Source organism: Chitinispirillales bacterium (assembly GCA_031254455.1).
GTDB lineage: Bacteria > Fibrobacterota > Chitinivibrionia > Chitinivibrionales > Chitinivibrionaceae > WRFX01.
The window spans coordinates 1-22,633 of record JAIRUI010000097.1; the positions used below are offsets into that span (position 1 = coordinate 1).

The following is a 22,633-nucleotide window of genomic DNA, read 5'->3' on the forward strand; positions in this document are numbered from 1 at the left end:
CCATATCCCATGAATCCTCCGGCATAAGAAAAAGCCGACACGTTCCCTGTCGCATGAGAATTATCAATAAAGATACTACCGGTTCCAGAGCCAATCAATCCGCCGGCGTTGCCACTATCCTCACCGTTAGCAGACACATTTCCAGTTGTGTAAGAATCTTTTATCGTAGTTACTGTTGTCGGCCACCCTGATACATATCCTATCAATCCACCCGACCAACTGCCTCTAACATCTCCAGTTGAATGGCAATCGGTGACGGTAATTTCTAATGTTTTTGCTATTCCCACCAATCCGCCGGCATTGGAAGAATTAGAAGCGCTTACATCTCCTTCTGAGTAAGAATTACCGATTATTATTGCGCCGCTATGTCCTACCAATCCGCCGGAGCCGGAACCGTTATAATTACTACCATGCACATATCCCGTCGTATAAGAATAGTTGATTGTAGTTTTACCTTTTACTTCTCCTATCAATCCGCCGATATTAGTATTTCCTACAATATCACCTGTCGTATAAGAATTAGTAATATCAATATCTTTTTGCGCCAGCCCCACTAATCCGCCGGAAGCGGAAAAACCAGTTCCTACCAATCCGCCGGGAATAGAAGATACGGTGGTATTAGCTGACACTTTTGTCATTGCATAACAATATGTGATTTCTATATTATTGTATGCCTGTCCAATTAATCCGCCGGCATAATTGTCAGAGCCGCTGGTAGTGGAACCAGAATTATGAGCAATAACCAAACCACCCGTCGAGTAAGAATTGTTGATTGTAATATCGGTTACTGTCTTTCCTATCAATCCGCCGGCATACGATTCATAAGAACAATAAGCAAGAATTTCGTTCTTTATATTAACTCCGCAGTTTACTATCGCTTTTGTCGAAGCGTAATATCCCGCCAATCCGCCGGCATAATTCGCCGTTGTTCCACCGGCGGTTATTTCAACAACGTTAACCGTAAGATTTCTAATCCGTCCGCCTTCTCCTACATAACCGAACAATCCGGCATACTGCGTTCTTTCCACCGATAAATTCGATATTGAATACCCATTGCCGTCGAATGTGCTGGTAAATTTTCCAGCGGCTTTGCCAATAGGAGTATGGTTTTGCGAAAGAGTAATATCGTTAGTCATAACAATTATTTTCTCGTCAAAATAATCGGAACCGCTGTTTACCAAATCGGCCAAACCTCTTATATGTTCTTCCGTCGATATATATACGGTATCTTTAAAAGTTTCTTCAATATCAATATCGTCACCATCGCCGTCACCGTCTTCAATATCGACTTCTTTTCCATTTTCATTTGTAGTACAGCCAACAATAAAAACGACAAGCCAAATAGCCAACAAAATTTTAATCATTTTTTTCATTATTTATTCCCCTTTTCAATTTTTGATTGTAAAATATATGATGTACTATATAAATAAGCATGGAATTTTAAACATATAGCACAGATTAAAACTTTTTTAGCGGTCGTCAGGTATATAATTATCTTAAATTTTCAAAAAAATCAATTTTAATTCGGCAAAACTGTAACTATTATATTATCTTTAAATAGTGAAGCTTTTGTTAAAATAACCAAATAAAGATTGTCGGCAATATAATTGAGCCGTTATATTATGTTTACAAACATTATTTGTAATAATTTAACTTTAAGGATGAAAAAATGATAAAAGAACAAAAAATTAGATTGTTGGTCGCTTTGCTTCTCTTAGTGATGGGGGGGGGCGAACAAGTATTCGGACAGGGCTCAGCTTGTATCCCCGGAGGTCAGAACCAATTGTTGCTGCCTGTAGGAAACGACCATAGAAATCCTCGATTAGACCCGTTCTTAATGCAGCACTCACTTTACGCCGATGAATATATGGCATCTTCGGAGACTGATTTAACAATGCCGAATGCCGGTTATGCAGGAACTGCCGGAAAAGTTGAATATGCAAATTTGAAGTTTCCTCCCGTATCAAGTATGGTAACGGAGAATTGCGGAGTGAAAGATACCGCAAAAGTTTTTATTCGACAGTTAGGCCCCGGAGCTAATATTTGGGGAACTCGTCCGCCTCTTCCGTTTTTTGTCGAAGGTTCTGACGCATACGCCAACGGCAAACCCAAATTTCCGGATATAAGAGACGAGTCGGGGTTTTGGGATGATATTATCGCTAGTAATAAAATCAAATACAACTTTGAGAACAATCTCGGTAAAGCTTATGTAGTAAACGGGACGGAAACATGGGAACCCGGTATTTATTATTACTATAATCTTACACTGGGTGTAAATTCTGTGCTGAACATAAAGGTTAGCGACGAGCCGACCGTTATTTATATTAAGGAAGATTTAAGAGGACCTTCCAATTCCGTTACATACGTTAATGTAATACCGGAAAAAGGCGGTCAGGCATGCGAAGCCAAAGGGAAAGTTATATTTATCGTACAGGGATGCGTCATGTTTACTCAGACTCAAACAATAGCGCAAGGGACGTATATCGCTTTGGGAGGAATAAATCTTAACCAGCAGGCGAATATTAAAGGACAGGTGCTGGGTAATAGGTTTAGAACAAATCAAGCCTTTGACGCAACGAAAAACATAACATTCGTTCCCGCCTTAAACGACGTATTTGTCAGTCCGGCGATATTTAAGGAAGACAAAAACTGGAATAACTACCCGAACTCAGACAAACCTACCTACAACGGTTATGACTACAAACGAGATAAAAACAAAGATTACATCGACAGCATTCGTATAGAATTAAAAAATCCCGCCCAAAAAGATATGATGGTAAATTATAAAATAAAAGCAATCGCGGGTAACGACATAATAGGCGAATTAGGCATAAATATTACGCCGTCCACAATTGATGATGCATTCGCAAGACGTAACGAGGGTAAAAGAGCCTGGGTTCAACTACGTTCTAATGCGGTATTAATCAAAAAGGGCGAAAAGGCGGCATCCATTCCCATCTTGATTGTTGACGACGGCAAAGAGCAAAGTTTCGACAAAGGCACTTTTGAAATAACCGTTTCCGGCGAAATAGACGTAACAGACCCCTGCGGTGGGGCGGGTTGCCAGACAATCAAGAAACCGTTCAGCGATACATATAAGATAACTATAGTTTCGGATGACCCCGAAGACGAAGATAACCCCGACCCCGAAGTATTCACCATAACCTTCGATTCTCAGGGCGGAACAGCCGCACAAAGTATTTATGGCGAAGAAGGCGCAGTAACACTCCTTCCTAATACCAAAAAAGACGGCTATGTATTTTTGGGCTGGTTTAGTGAGTCCGTCGGCGGAAATAATTACGGCAGCAACGGAACTACCTACACAATTACGGGTAATGTGACAATGTATGCTCGCTGGGACGAAATAATAATCCCGCAACCCGGAACCCCGACGCTTACTCAGGTCAGGCTTATTGAATGGTACGACTACCAGTCTAACCCCCAAGTTGCAGGAACCCTTTCGGCAGACGACGACAATGCGACATTCGAATATCTCGGCGCGTTTGAAGCGGAATCCGGAGTTTCGCATGACGACTGGTTCAAACTGACGGATTTTCGTAAAATATCTACAACCGCACAATACCACGCAGATTACGAAAACAAAAACCAACAAAGATTCCGTATAACTGTCAAAGCCAGCCTCGGCGAGAAATCCGAAACTCGAGACTTAGATTTATATATAAGTCCTTGGAACGATAACGCCTTTGAGCCTAAAGACTATTCGGCGTCCGTTAAAAGCCCCGAACTGCATATAATTACTCTGGAAACTCCCGCCGACGCCGATTTGCCGTCCAACCAAAACGAGTACAAAATTTTGGGACTTACAAAAAACGCAAGCGACGCGATTTCACAGGCGCAACGCTTAAAGCCAACCGATACAAGACCTGTCCGTGTCGAGTCGATAAGAACCCTTTCGGGCGCTGAGGTTTCGCTTTATGGTAAAGAAATCGCTTACAAGCCGACTAACCTTTATGACGACGTAAAAACCGGAGCGATCGACCGCTTTTGGGTTACGCTTCTTGACACTGCCCGTTATATCGACCACGCAGGTGTGACTTACGAAACCGACATCTGGCTTAAATCGGTCGAGGTGAATATAACGCTTACCGTTCCCGTCAATATACAAAAGTCATTGAAGATTTATCCCAATCCCTTAACTTTGCCCAAAGGCGGCAAAGGGCAAGTCGAAGAACAACTTAAATTCGACATGGCGACTTATTATAAAATATCGCCCGCAACTAAAGGAAGCATAATAGTTCTGGACTTGAAAGGCGCGATTTTGCCCGACGAACAGCCGTTCGTGAAGAGAAATGTCGTAAAGATTTTTGACAAAGTAGGCAACCTCATAAGTGAAATGGATATGAAATTTGACTACGATAGCGGCAAAAATGTAGCGGGGATATGTATATGGGACGGTAAAAACAGCAACGGCAGAACGGTCGGCGTGGGTTCTTACAAGGTAATTGTTGATGTGGAAGCTGACTTCGGCAACGGCAAACAAAAATATAGCGACCACTCGACGATAGGAGTAAAGTATTAAAAAATGGAATTGTATTTATCGAAAATTTAAGTCAAAATCGGCTTGTTGTGTGAAATTAATTTTGTGTATAATCCCCCAAAATATATTATATTATTCATGTTGAATTTGTTGCTTGAGGAGAAAAATGAAAGTACGGCTTGCTGGATTAACAAAAATTAAAACATTTTTAACAGTCGTTAGGTATATAAAACGTTTTTTACCAATTAAATCCAATGCTATATTCAGATTAGGAACACATATTCGTTGTTGAGATTACAAAATTACAAATCAAATTGTTGTTACGATGCGTTTGCTACAAGCATTATTGTAGTCAATTGTTAAAAAAATAAATTTTATAAAGAAAGGGTTTTTTAATATGAGTGAGAAGTACAATCCGTTTGGCAATTTATTGTCGGTGTTGGACAATGCGGCAAAAACGGCCGGCTATTCGGAAGAAGAGTATGCTTTCCTTCGTTATCCGGAAAGAGAATTGAGGGTAAATTTTCCTGTTCGTATGGATAACGGAAAAATCAAAATGTTTGAAGGTTTCAGAATCCAGCATTCGACCGTAAGAGGTCCCGCAAAGGGCGGAATCCGTTATCATCATGAAGTAGATGTAAACGAAGTAAGAGCGCTTTCGGCGGGAATGGCGCTTAAATGCGCTGTCGCAAACGTTCCTTACGGCGGCGGAAAAGGCGGAATAGTAATCAATCCGCGCGAGTACAGCTCAAGCGAGTTGGAAAGAATAACAAGAAAATTTACGCAAATGATTGCCCCCATAATAGGGGAGAGAACGGATATTCCCGCTCCAGATGTCAATACAACTGCGCAAATGATGAACTGGATAGTCGATGAGTATTCAAAAATATCCGGACATGCCGTTTATGGAATCGTAACCGGTAAAAGTTTGGAAATGGGCGGCTCGTTGGGAAGAACGGAAGCGACGGGCAGGGGAGTGTCGATATGTGCGCTTGAAATGCTCAAGAAAATGGGCAAGGACGTTACAAAGATGCGCGTTGCCGTACAGGGTTTCGGTAATGTAGGCTCTTATTCCGCTAAATTCATGTATGAAGCCGGAGCAAAAGTTGTCGCGGTAAGCAGAAGCAATGTTGCCATATATTGCGCCGACGGCTTGGACATTCCCGACCTTTTGAAAACTTGTGCCGACGGAAAATTGGAAAACTACAAGAAGGCGGGCGTTCAGATAATCGACAATGCAAAACTTTTGACTTGCGATTGCGACGTGTTGATACCTTCCGCGCTTGACAATCAAATAACAAAAGATAATGCGCCTAACGTTAAGGCGATACTTATCGCAGAAGGCGCAAACGGACCTACCAGCAAAGAAGCAGACGAAATTCTGGAAAAGAAAGGCGTAAAAGTCATTCCCGATATCCTTGCCAATGCCGGCGGCGTGGTTGTTTCTTATCTTGAATGGGTGCAGAATCTTCAAAGTTTCTACTGGTCTGAAGAAGAAGTAAACAACAAGATGCGCGTACTTATGGTAAATGCGTTTAACGACGTATATAACGAAAGCGTAAAGCGCAATGTGTCGCTTAGATTAGCCGCATACATTACTGCAGTTGACAGAATTGTAAAGGTTAGCAAGTTAAGAGGAAAGTAATTTTTCTTGTGATTTCACAAAATTTGGGTTCTTCTGTATTATGAGGAACCCAAATTTTTTTGTATTTTTGTTTCGGTAGAATATTATTTTATCCGACGACTGAAAATTATTTTATATAAATATGAAAACGGAATGGCGGCATAATGTAATGAAAGCAGAAAAATTTACAGATAAAGAGGGAAACACATGGAGATTCAAGTACCGGAACTTTTAAGAATTAAACCCAAAGCGCTGTTTAAACTGGGAAAATATCTTTCGCAAAGCGGATATTCAAGAATCGCGTTCTTCTGGGGAACCAATATAAAAAAGATGTATTGGGATGCGATAGACATATCGCTTTCAACTGCGGACATTCGTGTTATTTTTGAGATAGAAGTTTCGTCTAATGATATGGATACCGCATTCAAAACGGTTAAGGAATTGCCGCAAAATGTAGATGCTATTGTCGCAATAGGCGGCGGAACGGCTGTAGATTACGGAAAATACGTCGCGTTTAACAGGCAACTTCCTCTTTTTTGTGTGCCGACTTTAATTTCAAACGATGCTTTTGCTTCGCCGACAAGTTCGCTTGTCGTTGACGGAAAGCGCAAAAGTGTAAAAACACATGTTCCGCAGGCGATAATAATCGACACGGAAGTTATAAGCGCCACTCCAAAACAGTTTTTGTACAGCGGAATAGGGGATTTGTTTTGTAAAACTACGGCCGTTTTTGATTACAAATTCGCCTACAAGAAGAGGGGAGAGCCGGTTAATGATTTTGCCGCCACCATAGCAAAAAACGCTGTAGATACCTTCAGTTTCTTCAATGACAAAAGATTTGACAACTACGAATACATAGGAATACTCGCTTCTTCGCTGTTGATGACGGGAATTGCCATGATAATTGCCGGAAGTTCGCGTCCGTCGAGCGGTTCGGAACATTTAATATCACATGCTTACGACAGAGTTGCGCAAAATCCTACGCTTCACGGCATACAGGTAGGAGTTGCAAGTTACGCCGTAAGTTATTTGCAGGAAGCGACATACGAGCGATTGAAAAAAGATATAATCGGCAGTGGTTTTTATGATTTTGTTAAGGAAAATCCGCTCAATAAAGATGATTTTATAAAGGCGGTAATGCTTGCCCCCGATATAAAAGAGGATTATTACACGATATTAAGTGAAAAGGGGAACATTCGTCGTCTTGAGGAATTTGTAAATACCGACGAAATGATGTGTAATATGTTGAAATGACGAATCAAATTAACAACAACACATTTATTTATTACAAAGACGTTTTTGTAAGAAAGATTGAATAGTAATTTTGGGTGTTAATTAATCGCGTTCTCTATAGCGAAAATTTCCTTTTATGTATTCGGAACGGATGACGTTCACAAACGCATCGGCGTCACATTTTTTTATTTCAAGAATAACGGAATTTACTTCGTCCGCCGAAACAACCGAATAAATGAGGGTTCTTTCTTTTTTTTGAAACTGTCCGATTCCGTCAAACGAAGTCGCCGCACGGTCACAAGAGTTTTTAATCGCTTCATAGACGGCGACAGGGGAGTCCGTTATTATTAATAATGTTTTTTGTTGATATCCTAAATAAAAGTACTTTATTCCTATTGTCGTAATATACTGGAAAATAACGGAATAAAGTACTTTATCTATATCAAAAATACATGCCGCGGCAAATAAAACTATACAGTTGAAAAAGAAAATATATCGCCAACCGTCCTGTTTACATTTTTCGGAAATAAGAATCGCGATAAAATCTGTTCCTCCGCTTGTCGCGCCGGCGTGCAGGCACAAACTAATTGCAAAAGCGTTGAGAAGTCCTCCGAAAACCACTGACAAAAGCGGGTTCTGTACTCTCAGATAATTAGCAAAAATCGGTGGAATGCTATCCGTAAAAATCCCTACGAGAAAAATGGAAATACAGGAGTAAATCGTGAATTTTTTACCTATATGGAAATAACTTATTATCGCCGGTATCAAGCAAAATCCGTAAAACATCGGACTAAATGGAATATCCGTATTAAAAAATAATCCTCCGATTTGTCGTAAAAGCAAAGCGACTCCCATAAATCCTCCGGGAATTAAATCGCCGGCATAAATAAACGAATTTATATTCAACGCCATAAGAAACGACGCCAATGAAATAAAAACGATTCTTTTAATCGGATAAAATTTAGTTTTCTTAAAATCCATAAAAACTCTCTGCTATAAAATTTTTCACGAAAAAATACTATTTGTGAATACGGTCTGTACTGTGTATGCAATTTTTCCTAACCTCTCTCGCTCTCTCCGTTACTTACTTTACATAATATCAATTATGGGAAATATAAAAATCATAATTATAGACATATGACGGTGAGTCTATTGAGACTATTTCAGAAATAATGAAAATAGGTATTGACTTTTGCTTAAGAATAAAAGTATATTACATTTTAATACGGTAAAATACCGCGCCATTAGTTTTTGTCGGCGTCGCAAAGAATTGATGGCTATAAATTTCAGTGACGCTAAGATTTTTTATTAGGGGACCCTTTATGGATATCTATGTCGGAAATCTCGCTTGGGCCGTCGATAGCGACGCGTTGCGAGGAACATTTGAGCAGCACGGTGAAGTTGCATCAGCAAGAGTAATTATGGACAAATTCACCGGAAAATCAAAAGGATTCGGATTTGTTGAAATGCCGAATGAAGAAGAAGGAAATGCTGCGATTGAAAAATTGAACGGATATGAACTTAGCGGAAGACCGCTTCGTGTTAATCGTTCGGAACCCAAGCAACGCGATACTCGCGTAAACGGCGGTGGCGGCAATGGACGCTCTTACGACAGAAGATAATCTGTTTTAATCGTGCAAAAAAAATGTTCAAAAAAAGGTCTCCAAAATTTCTTTTGGAGACCTTTTTGATTTGTATCAATTTTTCGTGATTTATTCAACGCTAATAAGTTCTACTTCAAAAATCAAAGCGCTCGCAGGCGGGATTGCGCCGGGAATTCCTCTATTGCCGTACGCCAAATCAGACGGGATATAAAGTTTATGTTTTGAACCGACATTCATAAGTTTAAGACCTTCCGTCCAACCTTTAATTACTCCATTAACAGGAAATTTAACCGTTGATGAATCGTTTGATTTGTCAAATTCTTTACCATCTATGAATGTTCCGACATAACGAACCTCTACCCTACTTTCGTCGGTCGGTTTTGCCTTTGTGATATCTCCTTCAACTAAAACTTCATACTGGAGACCGCTCTCCGTTGTAACGACTCCTTCTCTTTGTTTATTTTTTTCAAAAAATTCTGCATTAATCGCATCGTTTTTTTCCGCATCCGCTTTTGCTTTTGCTTCCGTTTCGTCACGAAGACGCTCAAACACGTTTTGTTGAATTTGACGAGCCGTATTATCGTCAATTCTCGAAACACTCATGGTATCAAAACCTTCCAAAATCGCCGCAACCAAAACTTCTTTTTTTAATTCTTTTTGAAACATCTGCGCAGAACGAGCGATGTCACGTCCAATTACATAACTGAAGCTGTCTTGTTGCGTTACTAAATTGATTTCTTTTTTTGTCGAAAAAACGCCGTTTTTATTGCATCCGACAAACACACTTAAGACAACTACCGCCGAAAGTATCGGCAAAATAACCTTTCTCATAAACAGAACTCCTCTTTTATTGTTTTGAAACTCATTGGTTTTGGAATAGTCGGAGCGGGAATTGAACCCGCACGGATGCAATATCCAAGGGATTTTAAGTCCCCAGTGTCTACCTATTCCACCATCCGACCGCACAAAATACCAGTAGAAAATACATTATTGTGCCGTTAAATATATGTGAAAAACGTATATTATCGGTAAAAAACATATTTTAGGAGAAAATAATGATTAAATTTACATACATTACCGTATTGTCTTTGCTCGTATTTTTGTTGAGCGGATGTGTAAAAAGCGACAATAATAATAAATTGGAGGAAAACGATATGATAATTGCCGCAAAATTGTTTAAGGTCTTATCAAATAACGCTTTGGAAAATCAGATTGTAATTATGAAAAATTTGAAAATAAATCAACTATACGTTCGTCCAGAGCAAGCGCTAAAAAGCGGGTCGCCGGAAATTCTTGACGAGGCAAATATCGACTTGTGGTTGATTGCTCCGATTTTTTACAACGATGAAAATCAGGACATCTCCCCTACTCCGCGTTGGGCGGTTTGTGACAACGGCGAAATTGCGCAAGAAAAATCCGAAAACGGTAATTGGTTGAAAATGGTTTGCCCAAATGACACGAATTATTTGGATTATAGGATCTCGTATTTGGAAGACGTGCTTTCCATGTGTAAATTTAAAGGAATAAGTTTGGATTTCATAAGGTATTTTGTTTTTTGGGAGGAAGTCTTTGAAGATACGCCAAGCGAAACGTTACACAATTCCTGTTTTTGCGATGCTTGTATAAATTGTTTCAAAGAATATTTACAACTTCCTGCAATTCAAGGAGATAATATAAAAGATAAAACAGATTTTATCATAAAAAATTATTTTGATGAATGGACGGATTTCAAGTGTGCCGTAATCAGCGAAAATGTAGAAAAAATTATTTCAAGGCTACGACAAAAGAATCCGTTTTTGGAAGTGAATTTGCATGCGGTTCCTTGGACAAAAAGCGATTTCAACGGTTCAATCAGATCGATTGTCGGGCAAGATTTTTCTATATTATCAAATAAATTGACACTCTTAACTCCGATGGTTTATAGTAAAATGTTAAGGCGAAACGGACAATGGATAAACGATTTAGTGAAATCGCTTCACGAAGAATGCAACGGTAAAGTAAAAGTAATTCCCGCAATTCAATGTAAATCGGTGTATGGCGAAAGTTTCAATGACGGAGATTTTGAAGATATATTAAAAAACGCGGTCAAATCTCCATCATCCGGCGTATCAATTTGGCCGTTTGAAGATTTGACCGACGAGAAAATTAAAATTATTGAACAAGCGCTGCGGCGGTAATTTTTCAACTAATTATGTATAGATATTCTTTCTTTAAATAAATTATATTTCCGTCTAGGAAGAAAAATATGAACAAGCAAAACTCAAAATTTGTAGGATTTGAAAACCTCAGAAACTTAACTTATGACGTTTCGGACGGCGACAGATGTCCGTATTGCGCAAACGCATGTTCGAGATCGGTTCTTCGTTTTTCAAACAGTGAAATTTTTGTAACTGGTAACCGTTGTGAAAAAGGGGAAAATGTTGACGGCAAAAAAGCGCCGCAAAATTCTTTACAAAAAAAAGTTCCGGATATGATGCAGGAACGCGAGGCGATGATTTTCAAAAACTACAATAAAGAATTTCCCGCAAAAACCCAAAAAGGCAGTATCGGGATACCGGTAGTTTTGGATTTTTACGATTCGCTTCCGTTTTGGGGGACGCTCTTTGCCGCGCTGGGTTACAAGGTGGAATTATCAGAACGAAGCAGTGCAAAAATATTTGAGAAAGGACTTTCAACCATTCCGTCGGACACAATTTGTCTGCCTGCAAAAATGGTTCACGGACACATAAAATTACTCATTGAAAAAGGCGTCAATATGGTGTTTTTCCCATCAATTCACAAAAATATTAAAACAAACCCGACAGCAGACAGTTCGTGGAATTGTGCCGTACTAATGGGTTATCCGGAAGTGATTAAGATACAGGAAAAATTAAACTTATTCGAAATAAAATACCTATCCCCAGCCTTTAGATGGACTGCGCCGAAATTAAAAAAAACGCAAATTATTTCTTTTTTGATAAATACACTTGGCGAAAGCAATTCTTCTGCGCAGAAAGCGTTGAAATTTGCCGAAATCGCTGCAAAAAAACACAAAAACAAGTTGTTTGAACGCGGCAAAGAAATTTTGGACGAAATTAAAAAATCACACGGATTTGGAGTTTTACTTTCCGGAAGACCATATCACGGCGATTCGTTCATAAATCACGGCGTCTCGAATTTATTTACCGCGAATGGCATTCCGGTTCTGATTAATGAGTGTATAGATTTGGATAAAATAGACGTATCCACGGCGAGAATCGATACTTACAACACATTTCACACCAGAATGGTTGCGGCGGCTATGGCTGTTGCGGACAACGAGCGATTAGAATTAGTGCAGCTGGTAAGTTTCGGCTGTGGGCACGATGCGGTTTTGACCGATGAAATTGATAGAATTTTACGGGCAAAGTCACAAAAAGCGATGCTCTCACTCAAATTAGACGAAGGCGAAAACAAAGGACCGTTGTCTATACGAATCACATCGTTTATCGAAACTATAAAAATTCGTAAAAAAGAGCGATTTGTGAGCACACATAAAAATTTCTTGCCGCCTTATAAAAAAATTTACGGAAAAGAAGACAGAAACCGGATAATTTTAATCCCGAACTTATCGTCCTCATTTTCTATTTTGATGGAACAGGCGCTAAAAGCGCAGAATTACGAAACGCGAATTTTACCGGTAGCGGATAAAAAAGCGATTGAATTGGGTAAAAAATACGTTCATAACGACATTTGTTTTCCGGCGCAGGTGAATATTGGCGAACATTTGCGATACTTATATAAATACAAAAACAAAAAGGACTCTTTTTCGGTTATGATTGCGAAAAATTGTCAGGATTGCCGTGCAGGGCATTATGCGGCTTTAACGCGGAAAGCGCTTGACGCGAACGGCTTTGAAGACGTTCCGATTTTGACGACAGATTTCGGTGACAAACGAAATATTCATCCGGGATTTAAAATCAGTGAATTGAAATTCAGTTTATTTTCTATAAAAGGAATGGCGCTTATTGATGCGATAGACGATATGACGCGGAAATGCCGCCCTTACGAAAGAGATGCGGGGACTTGCGCGATTCTCAATGAAAAATGGTGCAGAATTTTGAGCAAAACACTAAGAGAAAAAGGATGGCGCGCATCCCTCAAACAACTTGAATTTGCCATAAAAGAGTTCAATGAAAACGCGACCGACCGCTCAATCCGTAAACCACGTGTGGGAATCATAGGCGAAATTTTGGTAAATTATCATGAAACTGGAAATTACAAAATTGTCGAATATTTGGAAGAACACGGAATGGAGATAATTTTACCTGCTATTGCCGAATTTTGGCGGCAAAACGCCGTAAATTTCAGGACTATGAGCAACAGAGGACATTCGCGTTCGGCAATTTTCAGAAGATTTATGGGTTTTGCATACGAAAAAGCGTTCGATATTGCGATAAATCCGGTAGAAAAGCGAATGAAAAAATTCAAATATTATGAACCGCACTCCAATATTTTCGATATGGCGCAATACGCAAAAGAAATTTTTGACATCGCTTTTTTCGCGGGCGAGGGCTGGCTTATTCCAGGCGAGATTATTTCGTGGATAAAAAAAGGGGTAAATGCACACTTGATAATCCAGCCGTTCGGATGCCTGCCAAATCACATTACCGGACGCGGCGTTGTCAAGGCAATCAAAGAAAAATATCCGGGGACGACAATTTTGTCATTAGATTTCGACCCTGACACGTCTTTGGCAAATATTCACAATCGAATGCAGATGATAATTTTGAATGCCAAATAAGCAGATTTAATCGTTCAATCTCCTCCTATCTTTTCAGAGCGCCGACTCTTTAATTTGGCACAATATTTGATAACAATCTTTATTATGTTGCACAAATTTTAATTAACAGTAGAAGGAGTTTTATTATGTTACACGAACTTTCAACACACAACAACAAAAACGTAACGTCGGCAAAGATATTTGACATGCCAACGGCAAAACATTATGCAGGCAAAAACTTCACATCCGTTTACGAAAAGCAGAACAGTCCTCGCGAAGAAGAAAATTTTAAGGCAACATTTCAGAGGGAGGTCGGCAAAAATTTCCATGCGGATAGCAAAAACCGAACGACTCACAACGAAGAAGTAAATTTTAAGGAACCGTTTCATAAAACGGATAAATATAATGAAATAATGAAATTGTTGGATGAAATGATGCATACTGTGTTGCGAGCATGCGCGAATAAGATGGAAGTTAAATTTGATCCGAAAGCTGAGGAGATTAGAACCGGTGCCGATTTATTAGTACCTCGCCAGCAAATGTGGGAAGAGTATCAACGCATGGAAGCTGAACGGGCATCCTATCATAATGCCTTAAGCATACCTGTCGACGAGGCAAAACTTCAGAAAATGGATAAACATACTGCAATTGTGCTTAAAATACAATTGTTGCAAGGTGCGATAAACGCTTTGATAGAACGATTAGGTGAACGCAATATGACTTCTTCGGGAGAGCAGACAGCGGGTGTAGTTAAAGAATATGTTCCGGATCCGAATATTAGATTGATTGATCATAATTCCTTTCAATTGCAATATAATGCTCGTTTGCAAGCTATAGCGCAATTATCTTCATTGTCTAATTCGCAATGACAATAAAAACCTGTGAGCGGTAATTATCGTATAACTATGCGCATTACTGTTATCCCCATTTTAATTATAGCACATTTGCAACAATTAAAATGGGGTGTTTGAAAAATACTCTTTGCCTCAGCCCTTACTTTCTCTGAATTTCGTAAATGTAAGTTCTTCCCTTGCTCAAATCCAAAACATTCTTCCCCTTAAAGACTTCTCCCCTTTCGCCACTCGGAAGAATCTCGGTTGCAGTTATCTTTTTGGTTTTCTCAAAGGAAATCTTTCCGTCGAATGCCTGAGACATAACGGGAAGTTCGCCAACCTCATTAAGTTTGCTGCGGAATCTGTTGTATTCCTGCCCTGTCATCTTTGACGGAGTAATAACGGCGAGATAAAACTTCTTTGCCGACGACAAATCTTTTGCCTCCGCACTAAACGCAATTACTGCCGCCCATGGATTTTTAGCCGTAATCTTCATGTTTTTCAAGGAAATCGTATCGTTTGACAAGTTTCCGATTGCGCCTTCGACCGCCGTCGCGTTTATTTGCAGAATTTCTTTACCGTAATTCAGAATCAATTCGCCTGTTTCGCTCTGAATCGTTTTGTTTCGGCTGTCGATGTATTGGTTAAACGGTGTTTCAGGATACGGATTCGTCTCTTTTTTGCCGATGAAGTCCTTGCTCACTTTGGTTACGAACGGGATTTGCCAGTTATCCTGCAAAAACGTGGAGAAGCCGGCGTTTAAAACGATTTTTTCATCATCAACTTCTTCGACGCATGAGTTTGGCGCTTCGTTGATAAGCCCTTTATGAAAGAGCGGCGCCATAACCGACCACATAGCTACCGTTTCCGGCAGGCGATTCCACATAAATAGGTCGAATTTTTCTTCTCCGAGCGTTGCGTGGTCTATTTCGTGATGGAGAAGCCCGCTCCAGCCGTGCAAGAGAGAGTAAAGCGTTATGATCGCCTGTCCTTCAAGTCGATATTCATTTGGGAAACTCTGATCGCCCCACGCCATAAACGGTTGATTTTTGTTCACATAATACGCCAGCGACGCAATTGTATTGTGCTGCGGGTTTGCAATTTGAGAAATATTATCGACACCCGCTTCGTACCGTCTTTCCCACGGGTCTTCACCAGTTTCTTCGGCGATTTCCCAAGTTTTAGGATGGTCGAAATATGCGTCGTTTGCAGCATACGGATGAACTTTCGTGCTTTGAACGAGCGACAAAAGCGGCTGCGGCATATTTGAACCGGTAATCGGCAGTTTCAGCCCGAGCGAATCGGCAAACTTCTGCATTTGAGCGAAATAATCGTCCTCAATCTTTTGATAAAACCTGAGCGCGTCCGAAAAACTCGCCTCTACCCTATCCTCGTTTTCAAAAGCCAGTTTTCCTTTCGGCGTATCGTCGTAATCTAATGTAAAAAGCGGAACTTCTCCGGTGAATCCGGCATTTTCCCAGCGTTTCTGCAAGTCGTCTCTGTATGTTCCGACGAAATGATTCGCGCTGAACTGCGTATATGCGCATGTTTCGTTGATAAACTCAGCCAGTGCGATGGTTGGGTCATCCTTGTAAACAAGTCCGGTATATTTATTTTTATGAGTCATAAACTGAGTGATGAATTGTTTCTGCAAATCAATGAGTTTTTCGTTGAGTAAACCTACTTGCTTTGCGCCCTCTTCCACAGGGGCTTGCTCGACACCATCTTTTTCAAAGAACGAACGGTTTGCGCAGAAATCAATAAATATATAAATTCCTTTTTCTTTACACTTTGAAATCAGATAATCAATTTTATCAATTGCTTTTTCAGAGATTTTCGATGTTCCGCGCTCTCTGTCAAAAATATTTTCCTGCGCCCAGTCGGCGTCTATCAAATGCAACCTGAGTAAATTCGCACCCAACTTAGCAAACTTGGTTGTCAAAGAATCGGCTTGTTCGCGGTTTGTAAACGCAGCGTCCGCCACTACCACTCCCCCATAGAATTTGGCAGGCGTTCCGTCATCAAAAACAAACTTATCACCTTTTACTTTAACAAATCCGTGTTTTCCGCTGGGCTTGTCAAGCAAATTAGACCAGTCGATATACGTACTCGTTTGATTGACGTTTTTGGTGTTCAAAGGATACCATTCGCCGAAATCGCTTGGACCTGTCGCGACTTTTACGGGGAGCGGTTGATAATTTTCGTCCTTGAATACTACTGAAATGTCGTCAAACCACGCCTCACCTTTTGCGTTTCCCAAAGCGCATTCAATCCGCAACTTTACGGGATTGTCGCCTTGCCGAACCATGTATCGCTGACGATAGGAAGCCCAATCCGCACTGCCCTCTTTTGAGGCGACGTTATCGACATACGGGTCGATATGATTATCCATATTATCCAAAAAATCAACGTTTATTTGCGCGGTTTCCCATGATTTTTCGCCTCGAACTATATCTTTTGTTTTCATTCGTCCTTCGACATCGACAGCTTTAGCGTTTCTCGGGATCAAAACGTCCTGATAAACACCAATCCATTCGTCGTTTGTCTGTGAAACTATACGCAGAGACTTTGAATTGCGAAATCCGTTTTCGTCAATCGACGCCCCTTTCCAATGATTCCAGTCTTCGAGTCCGTTTTCAAAATCGCCGTTGACTATCGTTTCTTCGGCAAACGCACAAATCGCTAAAATAACAACCAGAACGTGAGTTTTTCTCATAGTACTACCTCTCAGAGTTTAAGTATTTCACATAATATACCATCCGCCAAATAAAAAAACGACGAGAAGCAAAAAAGTCCATATAAGTTAAACAAAAATTGCTTTATTTATGATTTATCTATTTTTTTTATAGTATTTTCTTTAAAACGAATTTTGTGGTTCAGATAAGCACGAAATTACAACAGGTAAATATAGTATATATAAGTCCAAAATACTATTTAAAATAAATGAAGCATAAAAACTCAAGGAGATTGTCATGATACCAAAGAAGATTCATTATTGCTGGATGGGTGGCAAAGAGATTCCGCCGATGCTAAAAAAAAGTATGGACACTTGGAAAGAATTTTTGCCTGAATACGAATTTATATTATGGGATGAAGAAAAATTTGATACAAACAGTGTACGATGGGTTAAAGAAGCGTATAGTGAAAAAAAATACGCTTTTGCCGCTGATTATATACGTTTTTACGCTTTGTATAATTACGGCGGCGTATATTTGGATACCGATGTTGAAATATTAAAAACGTTTAATCCTTTACTGGAAAGTAAAAGTTTTATAGGCTTTGAATATATGTCGATACCGGAATCAGCCATAATAGGAGCGGAAGCAGGAGTTCTCTGGATAAAAAAATGCTTGGAATACTATATTGATAAATCGTTTTATGACGATAAAGGAAAAATAAGAAATTTAGCGGTTCCAATCATGATAAAAGCCGTATTACGAAAGATTTATAATAAAAAAATTGCCGATATAGCACAGATACAGCGTTTTGACGGTCTTGATTTATATCCTTATCAATATTTTTCTCCCAAAAACCCGTACAGAAACCGTATAAATTTAAGCAACGATACGTATTGCATACATCATTCTGTCGGTTCGTGGTGCGGTGGCGGCAGAAGTAAAATTAACAGGTATAAACATTTATTATTGAACGAAATTCTGGGGAAAGAAACGTATGACGAATTGTTATATCGGCATCATGTAAAAAAAATAGCAAACGAAATTAAAAATTAAACTATGAAAATTTATTTTATCAACCCGCCGTTTAAAGCCGAATATGGAAAATTTTCCCGTGAATCGCGAAGTCCTGCAATTACAAAAAGCGGTGCGATATATTATCCGTTATGGCTAATTTATGCGGCAGCTTATGCAAAGAAAAACGGGCACAATATATTATTTTTAGACGCGCCTGCAAAGCAATTAAACGAAAATAAGGCTTTAGGATATATTAAAACCGAGACGGAAAAAAAGATACTGTTTGTGCTTGATACGAGTACGCCGTCAATTTACAGTGACGTTTCCTTTGGAGCGGCGCTAAAGGAAATATTTCCGCAAAGTTTTATTTTAATGGTTGGAACTCATCCTTCAGCTTGCCCTGAAGAAACACTCTCTTTGAATACGAAAATTGATGCGGTCGCTCAGGGCGAGTATGATTTAACGGTAACGCAACTTGCTTCCGTTTTGGAATCAGGTGATAGTATTGATAAAGTAAGAGGAGTTACGTATCGAATTCCCAAAACAGGAGAATTAAAAACAAATGAAAAAATTCCTTACATAGAAAACCTTGACGAATTGCCTTATGCCGCCGAATTTATAAAAGAATACTTAAATGTTAATGACTATTTCTTTCCTGCCGCCACATATCCCTCCGTTCAAATATTTACAGGCAGGGGCTGTCCTTTTAACTGTAATTTTTGCGTTTATCCGCAAACAATACACGGTCACAAATACCGTATTCGTTCATCTAAAAACATAGTTGAAGAATTCAAATACATTGCCGAAAATTTTTCGAACGTAAAAGAAGTTGTTATAGAAGACGACACATTCACTACAAATAAAAAAAGAATTGTAGAAATTTGCAATCTTCTTATCGAACAAAAAATACATAAACGGCTTAAATGGCTTTGCAACGCACGAATAAATCTTGATTTAGAGACAATGAAAATTATGAAAAAAGCCGGATGTCGTCTAATTATTCCCGGAATAGAAAGCGGCAATCAGCAAATATTAAATAATATAAAAAAGGAAATAAATTTAGAACAAATTAAAAATTATGTAAAAAATGCAAAAAAAGCCGGTTTGTTAATTCATGCATGCTATATGATAGGAAACAAAGGTGAAACAATTGAAACAATGAAAGAAACTTTAAAACTTGCTCTGAAACTAAACACGGATACCGCTCAATTTTTTCCGCTTATTCCTTATCCCGGAACAGAAGCGTATAATTGGGCGGAACAAAACGGTTATATAAGCGCCGATTATGATCGTTATTGCAAAGAAGACGGCACTCACAATTCAGTATTGAATCTTCCGGAACTTTCAGCGGAGACTATAGTTGAGTTTTGCGATTATGCCAGAAAGAGATATTATTTACGTCCGTTGTATATATTACACCGACTAAAAGTCGGATTAACAGATATAAACGATTTGAAACGTTCTTTAAAAGCATTTGGTAAATTAAAACGTTTTTTATTCAAAAATTAGTTTATAAGGAGTTTTTATTTTGAATAAAATATCCGTCGCGATGACAACATATAATGGAGAAAAATTTTTGAAAGAGCAGCTCGATAGCATAATAAAACAATCGCGCCAAATTGACGAGCTTGTTGTTTGCGATGACGGCTCCACTGACAGTACAATCAAAATACTTAACGAATTTTTGAATATTGCGCCGTTTTCTATGAATATTGTTATTAATGAAAAAAACTTAGGTAGTACAAAAAATTTTGAAAAAGCAATGTCCTTATGCAAGAATGATATTATAATTTTATGCGATCAGGACGATGTCTGGCTTTACGACAAAGTGAAAGTGTTGGAAAACATATTTTTAATGAATCAAAATTGTGGAATGATTTTTACCAATGCCGTAGTAATAGACGAGATGAACAATACTCTAAACAAATTGTGGTTTAATTATGGTTTTGACAAGAAAAAACAGAATATTTTAAAAAAAGGTAAAGGAATAGAACTCTTTATAGGGAATAATATTGTAACCGGTGCAACAGCGGCTGTAAGAAAATCGTTTTTTGAAAGAACACGCCCTTTTCCACCAGAATTGGTACACGATCATTGGCTTGCTTCTATAGCGGTATTAGAAAGAAAATTGTTTTTTAATGATACAATAACCACAAATTACCGTAAACATTCAATGCAGCAGTTAGGAATAGGGATACCTGCAATTAATTTTTCCAAAAGAATAAATAAAATTAACAATTATAATAAAATCATAAACTCAATACAAATCATGCTCAACGAATTTAATTACAGATTTCATTTAACTCAAGAACAGCGTAAAATGTTTACAGACAAAATTGAATTTTATATGTTTCGTAAAAATCTTTCTTCTAACTATTTAATATGTATATCGGGAATTATACGAAATCTGTTCTGTGGAAATTATCATAAATTTGCCTCCGGTTTACTGAGCGTAGCCAAAGATATGAAAAAAATTTTGGGAGGTGGATGTGATAAAAACTGATTCAAATCTTATTTCCGTAGTTATTGTTAATTGGAACGGCGCGGAAGTTTTACCCGAATGTTTGAAGAGTGTACTTGAACTTAATCATAAAAATATTGAAATTATCGTCGTTGACAACGGATCTACGGACGATTCTATCAATATAATAAACCAAATTTGCGGCGACAAGGCTAAAATCGTTAATCTTGAAAAGAATGTCGGATTCGCCGCAGGAATAAACATAGGGGTTGAAAACGCCAAAGGAGAATTTATCGCTACTCTAAACAACGATATGGTTGTAGAACCATCTTGGCTTGATCAACCGCTTGAACTATTACTCAAAGACACATCTGTCGGGATCGTCAGTTGCAGGCAAATGGATTATTATGACCGTGATAAAGTTAATGAACTTTATCATTACATAAGAAAAGAGCTTGTATTTATACCATTTGGATATGATCGTAAATTCCGTGATAACGACCTTTTTTCAAAGAAAGGATATGTTATTAGTGCAAACGGCGGTTCTGCAATATTGAGGGCAGAAACCGTTAAATCACTTGGTGGATATGATGTTGATTTTTTCGGATATATGGAAGAAGCGGATTTTTGCTTACGTGCGTTTTTGTACGGATGGCGTTGTATGTACGCCCCAGACGCCATCGTGTATCATATGGACGGATTTACTTTCAAAAAAAACAGAGCATATAAGTATTATCTTTGCGAGAGAAACCGTATTTGGTTTTTATATAAAAATATTCCAACCGTGGACATTTTAAAGCGATTACTTTATATGTTTTTTACCGAACTACGTGTTATTGGAATTTTTTGTTTTAAAATAATGAGACCGTTTCTCTATCTGAAAGCTCGACGAGATGCAATTTACGGATTAAGTCGCTACAAAAACATACGAAAAAACAACACAGCGCTTTTTAATATAAACAAAAAAGAATTTTACCGATTAGAAAAATATAAAAAATTGGACACTCTACATTAACATTAAAAGTGAAGACGTATAAATGATTTCAATCATAATTTGCTCAATAAATCCGAGTCGATGTGAAAAAACCTTAAAAAATTTTTCGGAAACAATTGGGGTCGAATATGAGGTTATTGTATTTAAGAATCGTCAAGAAAATTGGGGGATTTGTAAAGTATATAACCACTGTGCAGAAAAAGCAAAATACCCGTATCTATGTTTCGTGCACGAAGATGTTTTTATAGAAACGAAAGATTGGGGAAAGAAAATAATTGAATTTATAGAAAAAACGTCTGATTGCGGCGTAATCGGTTTTGCCGGAGGTTTACAAGCTCAAAAGAATTTAAGTTCGTTTGGAGGAGTCGGTGAAAGTCGAGTGAATGTTTATGATAGTCATAACGGCGATACAAACGCATATTCAAAAGTAAATTACAAATATCACAGATACGCAAATCCTCAAAAGGAATCGGTTTCAAAAGTTTTATGTGTTGACGGATTATTCCAATTTGTTAAGAAACAGATATGGGAAAAAATAAGATACGATGAAAATACATTTACGGGTTTTCACTTTTACGATGTCGATTTTAGTCTTGCGGTTTCCGAATTATATGACAATTATGTTATATTGAACTTTGACGTATTTCATGATTCAAGTGGAAATATGAGAGAAGAATATATAAAATTTATGTTCTCGTTTCAGGAAAAATGGAAAAAAAAATTACCGAAAAACTTAACTGTAGCCAGCGAATTAAAAAAATTACGCGCAGAATTACATGAAATATCGACTATTATAGATATTTGTAAAGTTGCGAATTTTGATATGATAAAATATTTTAAGCAAATATTAAAAATAAACGGTATATGTTTTTTTATTTTAACGTTAATACATGTATTACTAAAAAAATTAAAAGAACTGACAAATGTTAAAACAACAAATTTAAAAATATAAA

Annotated in this window: 16 protein-coding genes and 1 tRNA gene; 12 read left to right on the forward strand and 5 right to left on the reverse strand. The window is 38.4% G+C overall.

What is annotated here, in order from left to right:
* Nucleotides 1-1,373, reverse strand: a 1,373-nt coding sequence (locus LBH98_07470) for a hypothetical protein (GenBank protein MDR0304585.1), incomplete at its 3' end; no start/stop codon positions are given.
* Nucleotides 1,374-1,669: 296 nt separating this feature from the next.
* Here LBH98_07470 and LBH98_07475 point away from each other — a divergent pair.
* From LBH98_07475 to LBH98_07485, 3 genes are all read left to right on the forward strand, one after another.
* On the forward strand, nucleotides 1,670-4,540 hold the full coding sequence (locus LBH98_07475) for an InlB B-repeat-containing protein (GenBank protein ID MDR0304586.1): 2,871 nt from the start codon (nucleotides 1,670-1,672) through the stop codon (nucleotides 4,538-4,540).
* A 355-nt stretch (nucleotides 4,541-4,895) separates the two neighbouring features.
* Complete coding sequence (locus LBH98_07480; protein MDR0304587.1) at nucleotides 4,896-6,143, forward strand: Glu/Leu/Phe/Val dehydrogenase; 1,248 nt, start codon at nucleotides 4,896-4,898, stop codon at nucleotides 6,141-6,143.
* A gap of 186 nt (nucleotides 6,144-6,329) precedes the next feature.
* Nucleotides 6,330-7,376, forward strand: coding sequence for an iron-containing alcohol dehydrogenase family protein (locus tag LBH98_07485; protein ID MDR0304588.1), 1,047 nt, complete (start codon nucleotides 6,330-6,332; stop codon nucleotides 7,374-7,376).
* An 81-nt stretch (nucleotides 7,377-7,457) separates the two neighbouring features.
* On the opposite strand, the gene LBH98_07490 is transcribed toward LBH98_07485, so the two are convergent.
* Nucleotides 7,458-8,336, reverse strand: a complete 879-nt coding sequence (locus tag LBH98_07490) for a YitT family protein (protein ID MDR0304589.1) — start codon at nucleotides 8,334-8,336, stop codon at nucleotides 7,458-7,460.
* A gap of 341 nt (nucleotides 8,337-8,677) precedes the next feature.
* On the opposite strand from LBH98_07490, the gene LBH98_07495 reads away from it, so the two are divergent.
* Nucleotides 8,678-8,977 carry an RNA-binding protein gene (locus LBH98_07495; GenBank protein ID MDR0304590.1) on the forward strand — a complete coding sequence of 100 codons (300 nt, stop codon included), beginning with the start codon at nucleotides 8,678-8,680 and terminating at the stop codon, nucleotides 8,975-8,977.
* 90 nt (nucleotides 8,978-9,067) lie between these two features.
* Here LBH98_07495 and LBH98_07500 read toward each other — a convergent pair whose 3' ends face one another.
* Together LBH98_07500 and LBH98_07505 are read right to left on the reverse strand one after the other, a co-directional pair.
* On the reverse strand, nucleotides 9,068-9,790 hold the full coding sequence (locus LBH98_07500) for an FKBP-type peptidyl-prolyl cis-trans isomerase (GenBank protein MDR0304591.1): 723 nt from the start codon (nucleotides 9,788-9,790) through the stop codon (nucleotides 9,068-9,070).
* 46 nt (nucleotides 9,791-9,836) lie between these two features.
* Nucleotides 9,837-9,921, reverse strand: a tRNA-Leu gene (locus LBH98_07505).
* Nucleotides 9,922-10,014: 93 nt separating this feature from the next.
* On the opposite strand from LBH98_07505, the gene LBH98_07510 reads away from it, so the two are divergent.
* The 3 genes from LBH98_07510 (at nucleotide 10,015) to LBH98_07520 (ending at nucleotide 14,569) form a co-directional block, all read left to right on the forward strand.
* Nucleotides 10,015-11,136, forward strand: a complete 1,122-nt coding sequence (locus LBH98_07510; protein MDR0304592.1) for a hypothetical protein — start codon at nucleotides 10,015-10,017, stop codon at nucleotides 11,134-11,136.
* 68 nt (nucleotides 11,137-11,204) lie between these two features.
* Complete coding sequence (locus LBH98_07515) at nucleotides 11,205-13,721, forward strand: acyl-CoA dehydratase activase-related protein (protein MDR0304593.1); 2,517 nt, start codon at nucleotides 11,205-11,207, stop codon at nucleotides 13,719-13,721.
* A 125-nt stretch (nucleotides 13,722-13,846) separates the two neighbouring features.
* Nucleotides 13,847-14,569 carry a hypothetical protein gene (locus LBH98_07520; protein MDR0304594.1) on the forward strand — a complete coding sequence of 241 codons (723 nt, stop codon included), beginning with the start codon at nucleotides 13,847-13,849 and terminating at the stop codon, nucleotides 14,567-14,569.
* Between the two features lie 124 nt (nucleotides 14,570-14,693).
* On the opposite strand, the gene LBH98_07525 is transcribed toward LBH98_07520, so the two are convergent.
* Complete coding sequence (locus LBH98_07525) at nucleotides 14,694-17,249, reverse strand: hypothetical protein (protein MDR0304595.1); 2,556 nt, start codon at nucleotides 17,247-17,249, stop codon at nucleotides 14,694-14,696.
* Nucleotides 17,250-17,505: 256 nt separating this feature from the next.
* Between LBH98_07525 and LBH98_07530 the strand changes: the two genes are divergently transcribed.
* From LBH98_07530 to LBH98_07550, 5 genes are read left to right on the forward strand one after another with little or no spacing between them, the layout of a single operon-like run.
* Nucleotides 17,506-18,264, forward strand: a complete 759-nt coding sequence (locus tag LBH98_07530; GenBank protein MDR0304596.1) for a hypothetical protein — start codon at nucleotides 17,506-17,508, stop codon at nucleotides 18,262-18,264.
* Between the two features lie 3 nt (nucleotides 18,265-18,267).
* Complete coding sequence (locus LBH98_07535; protein MDR0304597.1) at nucleotides 18,268-19,734, forward strand: B12-binding domain-containing radical SAM protein; 1,467 nt, start codon at nucleotides 18,268-18,270, stop codon at nucleotides 19,732-19,734.
* Nucleotides 19,735-19,753: 19 nt separating this feature from the next.
* Complete coding sequence (locus LBH98_07540) at nucleotides 19,754-20,728, forward strand: glycosyltransferase family 2 protein (GenBank protein ID MDR0304598.1); 975 nt, start codon at nucleotides 19,754-19,756, stop codon at nucleotides 20,726-20,728.
* The gene (locus tag LBH98_07545) at nucleotides 20,715-21,701 is read left to right on the forward strand and encodes a glycosyltransferase family 2 protein (protein MDR0304599.1); all 987 of its coding nucleotides are present in this window, start codon (nucleotides 20,715-20,717) and stop codon (nucleotides 21,699-21,701) included. The genes LBH98_07540 and LBH98_07545 overlap by 14 nt, the downstream gene beginning before the upstream one ends.
* Nucleotides 21,702-21,723: 22 nt before the next feature.
* Nucleotides 21,724-22,632 carry a glycosyltransferase family protein gene (locus LBH98_07550; protein ID MDR0304600.1) on the forward strand — a complete coding sequence of 303 codons (909 nt, stop codon included), beginning with the start codon at nucleotides 21,724-21,726 and terminating at the stop codon, nucleotides 22,630-22,632.
* Nucleotide 22,633: the final 1 nt, after the last annotated feature.

Excerpts from the sequence above, each read along its gene's own strand:
- LBH98_07480 (MDR0304587.1), top strand. The coding sequence starts at position 4,896 with ATGAGTGAGAAGTACAATCCGTTTGGCAATTTATTGTCGGTGTTGGAC.
- LBH98_07525 (MDR0304595.1), bottom strand. The coding sequence starts at position 17,249 with ATGAGAAAAACTCACGTTCTGGTTGTTATTTTAGCGATTTGTGCGTTT.
- LBH98_07490 (MDR0304589.1), bottom strand. The coding sequence starts at position 8,336 with ATGGATTTTAAGAAAACTAAATTTTATCCGATTAAAAGAATCGTTTTT.
- LBH98_07530 (MDR0304596.1), top strand. The coding sequence starts at position 17,506 with ATGATACCAAAGAAGATTCATTATTGCTGGATGGGTGGCAAAGAGATT.
- LBH98_07495 (MDR0304590.1), top strand. The coding sequence starts at position 8,678 with ATGGATATCTATGTCGGAAATCTCGCTTGGGCCGTCGATAGCGACGCG.
- LBH98_07515 (MDR0304593.1), top strand. The coding sequence starts at position 11,205 with ATGAACAAGCAAAACTCAAAATTTGTAGGATTTGAAAACCTCAGAAAC.
- LBH98_07475 (MDR0304586.1), top strand. The coding sequence starts at position 1,670 with ATGATAAAAGAACAAAAAATTAGATTGTTGGTCGCTTTGCTTCTCTTA.
- LBH98_07535 (MDR0304597.1), top strand. The coding sequence starts at position 18,268 with ATGAAAATTTATTTTATCAACCCGCCGTTTAAAGCCGAATATGGAAAA.
- LBH98_07510 (MDR0304592.1), top strand. The coding sequence starts at position 10,015 with ATGATTAAATTTACATACATTACCGTATTGTCTTTGCTCGTATTTTTG.
- LBH98_07500 (MDR0304591.1), bottom strand. The coding sequence starts at position 9,790 with ATGAGAAAGGTTATTTTGCCGATACTTTCGGCGGTAGTTGTCTTAAGT.
- LBH98_07485 (MDR0304588.1), top strand. The coding sequence starts at position 6,330 with ATGGAGATTCAAGTACCGGAACTTTTAAGAATTAAACCCAAAGCGCTG.
- LBH98_07550 (MDR0304600.1), top strand. The coding sequence starts at position 21,724 with ATGATTTCAATCATAATTTGCTCAATAAATCCGAGTCGATGTGAAAAA.
- LBH98_07520 (MDR0304594.1), top strand. The coding sequence starts at position 13,847 with ATGTTACACGAACTTTCAACACACAACAACAAAAACGTAACGTCGGCA.